Source organism: Rhodomicrobium sp. (genome assembly GCF_047605405.1).
GTDB classification, from domain to species: Bacteria; Pseudomonadota; Alphaproteobacteria; order Rhizobiales; family Rhodomicrobiaceae; genus Rhodomicrobium; species Rhodomicrobium lacus.
Genome location: NZ_JASGFR010000044.1, coordinates 22,606 through 29,293, shown reverse-complemented (window position 1 = coordinate 29,293; position 6,688 = coordinate 22,606). Strand labels below are relative to the sequence as shown.

General features: G+C 65.8%; 5 protein-coding genes. All 5 read right to left on the bottom strand.

Annotated elements, in window-relative coordinates; all coding sequences use genetic code 11:
- Positions 1 to 50: 50 nt before the first annotated feature.
- A complete protein-coding gene (locus QM659_RS14755) occupies positions 51 to 2,537 on the bottom strand; it encodes a hypothetical protein (protein WP_415188994.1) in 2,487 nt (828 codons plus the stop codon).
- An 85-nt stretch (positions 2,538 to 2,622) separates the two neighbouring features.
- Entirely contained in the window at positions 2,623 to 3,945 is a 1,323-nt protein-coding gene (locus tag QM659_RS14750) for a lipopolysaccharide biosynthesis protein (protein ID WP_415188993.1), read from the bottom strand.
- Positions 3,946 to 3,958: 13 nt separating this feature from the next.
- Entirely contained in the window at positions 3,959 to 4,738 is a 780-nt protein-coding gene (locus tag QM659_RS14745; protein WP_415188992.1) for a class I SAM-dependent methyltransferase, read from the bottom strand.
- Between the two features lie 42 nt (positions 4,739 to 4,780).
- Entirely contained in the window at positions 4,781 to 5,425 is a 645-nt protein-coding gene (locus QM659_RS14740) for a class I SAM-dependent methyltransferase (protein WP_127076259.1), read from the bottom strand.
- Positions 5,415 to 6,653, bottom strand: coding sequence for a glycosyltransferase (locus QM659_RS14735; protein WP_415188991.1), 1,239 nt, complete (start codon positions 6,651 to 6,653; stop codon positions 5,415 to 5,417). Before QM659_RS14735 ends, QM659_RS14740 begins: the two co-directional genes overlap by 11 nt.
- Positions 6,654 to 6,688: the final 35 nt, after the last annotated feature.

Sequence of the window (6,688 nt, the reverse complement as noted above, 5' to 3'; positions counted from 1 at the left end):
ATTTGCTCGCAAGCGTGCTGCAAACGGATGCAAATGTCGGAATCGGACCACTAGGTGTCCACGCGCACGAACACCCGGTACTGCCGCGGCGGCGCGCTGTTTCGCGCCAGGCCGCCGAGCGTCAGCGCCTCCGGCGTCAGGGCGACGACGCGGCACGCCTCGGGTGCGAAAGGCGCGGGCATGCCGTGGCGTGGATGGAGGTAGTCGCCGGCCACGACGTTGCTGCCCGCGACAGGCGGAGCCTCGCCCGGGGCCGCCAGCAGCGTCAGCCTGTCGCCGCCCTTCTCGACCTCACCGGTAAGGGGTTCGCGCGCGACATAGAGCCGGGCGTTGAGCAGAAGGAACGTCCCGCTCACGAGGTCGACGGGATCGTGCAGGCTGAAGCTCGCGCCGCCGTCGGCGGTCCGATAGTTGTTCTGCAGGATCGCCCTGACGGTGCCGCTCTGCGGATCGGTCGCCTCCACGAAGAAAACGCTGCCGCTCGCCTGATCGATAAGCGCGTCCCCCGGCAATGGCCCGCTCAGCGCGAGCGTCGCCGCAGTCCGCTCGCTCTCCGCAAGGACGAACGTCAGCGTCCTGCCGTTGAGCCTCACCTGCGACAGGGATGCCTTCTCGATAAGCGATGTCTGCGGCGGCAGCCAATCGCCCTCGGCATCGGTCTCGGAACTGCCCGTTACACGTTGCATGTAGGCACAGACGTTGCGGGCGCGCTCGGAATGCTGCGTTGGCCCACAGATGATGCTCCGCACGTTGTCGGGCGCGGGGCGCCGGGCATCGACGTCGTACTGACAGAACTTCAGCCGCATGCGCCCGGTGCGGCTCGCCCCGTCGCGCAGAACCAGTCCGTCGGCGGTGGCATTGCTCGCCAGCCGCTGATAGCCGCGCTGGCGCAAACCGAGACCGATATAGTTGCCGCCACCGATACCGATGCCGTTGTTCGACAACAGCGAGAGATCATCCGCCGAAACGCACTCCGCATCGAACATGACCGGAAACACCGAGGGATATGTGTAGAGCCGAGTGTCCCGGAACGTGATTGCGATGGGAGAACCCGGCTTGAAGCCCGCCAGCATGGTGGCCGGAACCCCGCGCACCGGCACCGCGGTCGAATCGAAGCTGAAGGAGCAGCCCTCGAAGACGAGCGACGTCTCGACCGGCGTCGTGGCGTCGATGTCGCCCATTCGCCACAACGCCTCCCCTTGGCAGCCGAGGAACAGGATTGGCAGACCGTTGAACCATGGCTTCGAGCCGCCGCTGGCCGCCAGCTTGAACAGATGGATCACGCCCGCGTAGCTGGTGTTGAGCGCGATACCGAGCGTTCCGTCCGCGTTCCCATGCGTATTGGTGGTCTCCGCGCAGTAGCAGCTCGTATAGAAGCAGCTTTCGCGGATCAGGTTGCGCTGCTGGCTCTGGCACGCGGAGAGGCCGTATTGGCAGCGCTCGACGACGGTGCGGCGGATCTGCATGAAGTCGCTGCAGTACGGTGCTCCGCCGGGCGCATCGGCCACGCCGACCACGAAGCCCGCAATATAACATTCCTCGATGAGGATCTGTGTTGACGGTTTGTCGATGACCGCGCCGCCGAGATAGGCGGGCAGATCCGGTATCGGATAAGCCGGCCGCCCCTTCTCGTAGAATGCGTCGACGGTGATTCCGGCGTAGGCGGAATAGCGGCCGCCAGCGGCCTCGGGCAGCGCCGGATCGATCCAGTTGGCGGCCAAGGTATCGTCAATGCGCGGCGTGCCGTAGCCAAGATTGTTGGCACGGACCCAGGCCGCGTTGCGCCCGATCAGGGCAAGACCCTTGACGTGCGCGCCATAGCTCCCGGCTATGCTGATCCCCATGCCCTCGGTGAAGTCGCAAAGGAGGGTGGTGCCCGATGGATGTTCGAGATAGGTCTGGCTCGGGTTGTTGCCGCGATAGTTCCAGTGCCCGAACAGCCGGCACTGGCTCGACGCCGTGCCGAAGTGCGCGTGCAGCGGCGCGGTGATACGGAAGCTCCGGTTCGGGAAATGGCAGGCGTCCGCCAGGCCGAAGTGACAATGCGCCGAGATGGCGTTCTGGATTGCGCGCGTGTCGTCCGTGCCGCCGAGAATCCGCAGCGCGCCCGCATCGAAGCGGCCATCGCCGACCGCGCCCGCCATCCGTACGTCGAGGCGCGTGTCCGACCATTCCCAGAAGGCACCATCGGCGCTGCGGAACCATAGCGCGTGCGCGGGCGCTCTGGCCACGCGCCGGTACAGCGCCCCGCCCCCGTCGCCCGGAGCATGATAGCCGACGAGCCGCAACAGAGTGCGATCGGCTGCGATGCGGGCGGAGCGGGCGGCGGCGATCGTTGCGCAAGAGAGGACGTCGCCGAGGTCTCGCTGCGCATCCGGCCCTGACACCTGCGCTCCTGCCGAAGGCGCGGCGGCGACCGCTGCGGAAGCCGCGAGTGCTGTTGTCAGCAGCGAGCGGCGGGCGAGGCTTATGGGCTCGTTCATCGGCTCAATGCCGCTCTCGAACTGCCCGTTAGGCGCACTGCGCAGCCTCGTCATGACGCAACGCGTTGGTTCCGTTGGAACACCACATAAAAGGTTCGGGACGCCCTCTGGCCGATTTTGCCTTCCTCGGTATGGCCGATCAGCTCCGCAACCGCCGCAGGAATGCGGCCAGGAGCCGCGAGTGCGACGGATGGCGCAGCGGGACGAGCGCCGAGGCCGGGCATTCGAGATGAAGCGCGGCCGCCAGCATCACCGCCGCGAGACCCGCGGCCTGAGCCGCGATCACCGCAAGCGCAAGTCCCGTCAGGCCGCCGAAACGCGCCCCCACGATCCCCGCGAGGACGAGCACGACGAGCGCCACGGCCTCGCCGGTCATTCCGCTGCGGGTGTTGCCGTCCGCCCGCAGCGCGCGGTCGATCACGAGGCGAAGGCCCTTCAGGGTGCCGGCGACGAGCAGCAGCATGGCTACCGGCACCACAGGCCCGAACTCGGATCCGAACACCAGCGGCAGCCAGACCGGCATCAGCAGCGCCGCCGGACCATTCGAGATTGCGAGCAGCAGCGCCGCGTCGTTGATGTTCGACTGAACCACGCGGAGCCGCTTTTCGGGTGTGGCAGCGGCAGCCATTTCGGACGTGACCGTGACGCCGAGGCTCTGGATGATGAAATTGGTTCCAAGCGTGCTGATCGCCAGTGCCACGCTGTAGTAGCCGATCTCGCGAAGGTTGAGCAGCCCGAGCACGATCAGCTTGTCTGCCTCGTTGGCGGCATATACGAGCAGGTTGGCGACATGAAACGCTGCGCCCGTCGCCGCGATCTCGCGCATCCTCGCCCACGCGGCGCGGAAGGGATTGGACCAGGCCGTGACGAGGCCCGTCACGGCGCTCACAAAGGTTGATGCCAGCATGGCCGCCAGCACGGTGTCGACGGAGAAGCGGCCAAGCCCCCACAGTGCGATCAGCGACACCGTGTAGAGGACGGGCTGCACCAGCCGCAGGACGTTGAGCGCATCGATCCGTCCGCGCCCCTGCAGCACCGCCTTGGCGTGCAGATCCAGGAACATCGCGGGGATGTAGGCGGTGGTGTAGGCGAGCACGAGCCGGAGGCTGTCGCGCTGATCGGCGAGCAGGAACGGCAGCAGCAGCAGGGTGATCGGGGTCACGAGCGAGATCGCCATCGACTGCAGGACGAGCCCCGAGGCAGCGAGCGTCTGCCCCTCCTCGGGTGTAGCGGCGCCTTTGTCCCCGGCGGCAGCTCTCGCCACGTGCAGCGCGGTCGCCTCGTTCAGGCTGAGATACAGGCTCGCTGCGACAAAATAGGGCCAGAACATCAGCGCCAGCAGAAGCCCCCTCGCTTCGGGTCCGAGGAAGCGAGCGAACATCACGCTCGATGCCAGCGACAACGCAATCAGGAGGCCGGTCGCGCCGTAAGAGCGGATCAGGACCGCATTGCCGATTGTCATGCGATGATGCCGTTCAGCGCTTTTCGCCGAGGAGATAGATGTCGGAGCAGAGCGACGGGAAGGTCCGCAGCATGCGGTCCGCAACGCCAGCGACTGGGCCGAGGCCGCGAAGCTGGTGGAGGCCGATCCAGTTCCCGCCGATGACCTCGGCCTTGAGATCGAGGTCCCGCGCGATCACTCGCAGGTCGGCCACCACGGGCTCGCGAACGTGACCGGCGAAGCTTTGAGTGTAGTACCAGTCGTCCATGGTCGAAAACACGTTGCGCCCCATGAGAACGCGCAGCCGCTTCAAGATGTTCGCGGCGTTCGGAACACCGATGAAGAGCATTCCGCCATGCGGTAGCTTCTCGACGAGATGCTTGAACAAAGCCCGTGGGGAGTTTTGCCAATGCTCCATCGAATCGAATGACATGACGACGTCGACCTTCGGCAGGTTTGTCCGCCAGCCGAGCACGTCCTGATTGACGAACTCTACCCCGATCTTCCGTCCGGTCTCCACTGCGGCGTCCCACTGCTCCTTGAAGCCTTGGTGCATGTAGTCGCCATCGGCCGCGAGCACGCGATATGCGTCGACATTGTAGGCCTTCATTCCAAGCCCGACGCAGATGGCCGAGCGCAATCCGTCGCCACCGCCCAGATCGACGACGGTTCCACCGCTTTTGTAGATGAGGCTGATCTCCTTCGCAAACTGCGGAATTCGATGCCCCTGCACCTTCTGCCACTCCGGTGGGTACTTGGCCAAGACCTCCCGGGCGACCTTAACCGTCCTGGCATATTCGATACGGGGACGCATCGGTTTGCCCTCCTGAAAAATGGATGGTGCCGCTGCAATCGCTCACGTTCGTCTGGCCCGCAGCCAGAAGGTGGTGCCCGCAAGCCAGTTGCCCGTGCTCCACGGCAGGGGCGCCGTGAAGGGCACGAGCTTCTCGACCGCGAAGCCGTTTTGCCGGAATCTGTCGGCGTAGGCGAAAGGGCTGAAGAGACGAGCAGGGTTGCTGCGGCGGTCGGCAAAGCGCCGCCACACCGACAGCGGGCAGAAGTAGTTGGCATCCATACTGAAGAAATGGCCGCCGGGCTTCAGCACCTTTGCGAACCTGGCGATAAACTCGTCGTGCATGGGCACGAGAAACATCATCGTGAGGCCCGCGAACACGATGTCGACCGGTTCCGGCACCTCGATGTCGCGGAAGTCGCCCGGCAGCGCCACGAAGCGCGGGTCGTCGATGCGCACGGCTTCGATGCGCTCTGGCACGATGTCGTTGGCGAAGTAGCGCTTGCAGCCGCGGTCGAGAAAATAGGCGCTGTATTGCGAGCAGCCCGCGCCGATCTCGAGAATGGTTTTGTCGGCTATGTCGTCGGGCGACATCACCTTCGACAGGTAGCGGGCGACAAGGACGTCATACGGCATCTGGCTGAAGGTGACATTGGCACGGTCGGCATAGCGGTCGAGAATGATCTGGCTATGGGCATCAACGTTCACTTGGCCCTCCTTCCGAGAGTTCTATGTAAAGATCCCGCATCTCGGCAGCTATCACCGTGAGATCGTAACGCCTGGCCAGTGCGCGCGCCTTGGGGCGGAGCGAAGCGGGATCCCGCGCCAGCAGCTCCTCGGCCGCCCGCGCGAATGCTTCCGGCGTGTTGTTCACCCAAAATCCCGCTCCCGACGTCTCAAGTTCCTGCCACGGGGCGTTGCGGCTCGACACCACCGGCGTGCCCGCCGCCAGCGCCTCAAGGCAGCTCATGCCGAAGTTTTCGTTGTGGGTGGGAAACAGGAACAGGTCCGCGCCCTTGAGGAAGGCGATCTTGTCGTCGCCCTTGATTTCACCGACGAAGACGACGCGAGCCGCAAGGCCGAGTTCGGCGACCAGCGCCTCCAGGTCATTTCGTGCGCCGTCGTCGCCGCCTGCGATCAAGAGGACGTGGCCCGGATGCCCCTTTCCCCCATCGCTCGGCCGCATGAGCGCGAAGGCGCGGATAGCGATGTCGAAGCACTTCTTGTTGTGCAGGCGCCCGAGACAGGCCAGCACGCGCGCGCCCGGCTCCAGCACCAGCCCTTCCGGCAGGAACCGGCGAGCGTACTCGGCGCGGTCCGGGCGCGGTCGCGCGTCGTAGGCGCTGCAATCCATGCCGTTCGGGATCACGCGGACCCGCGCGCCCGGCGCAACCGCCAGCGTCTCGTCGCGCTCGGCCGCCGATGTCGCATGCCAGGCGACGCGCCGCCGGTCGCGCATGAGAGGCAGGAAAAGGAGCTTGAGCCAGAGCCGCTTGACCGAGGCCCGCTTCGCCGTCAACGCCCAGACCGAGAGCGAACCCCTGGGCGACATGAGCACCGGTTTGCGGGCGAGCCACGCCGCCGCCAGCGTCAGCGCGGCATAGGTCGAGTAGATGTCCTGCAGATGCACCACGTCGGCAGTGCGGACGTGCTTCCAGATGTTGCGGGTAAAGGCCCAGGAGAAGCGTCCGATGATGGTGTCGTCGTAGTAGGATACCGAATAGTTCGGGGCGAACGGCACCGGCTGATCGGTCCGCACGTCGAGCCGGGTCGCGCCGTTGGCGTTGGTGGTGGCCACGGAAACCGCAAGCCCGAGCCTCGCCACCGCCTCCGACAGGTAATGGATCGAGAAGATCGGGCCGCCGTAGACGAAGGCCGGATAATAGGATGGAACCGACTGCAGCACGCGCAACGTGGCGGCGGCGCTGGTTGCCACGGGTCGTGCGTCCCCTTCCCCTGAAGGGCCGGATC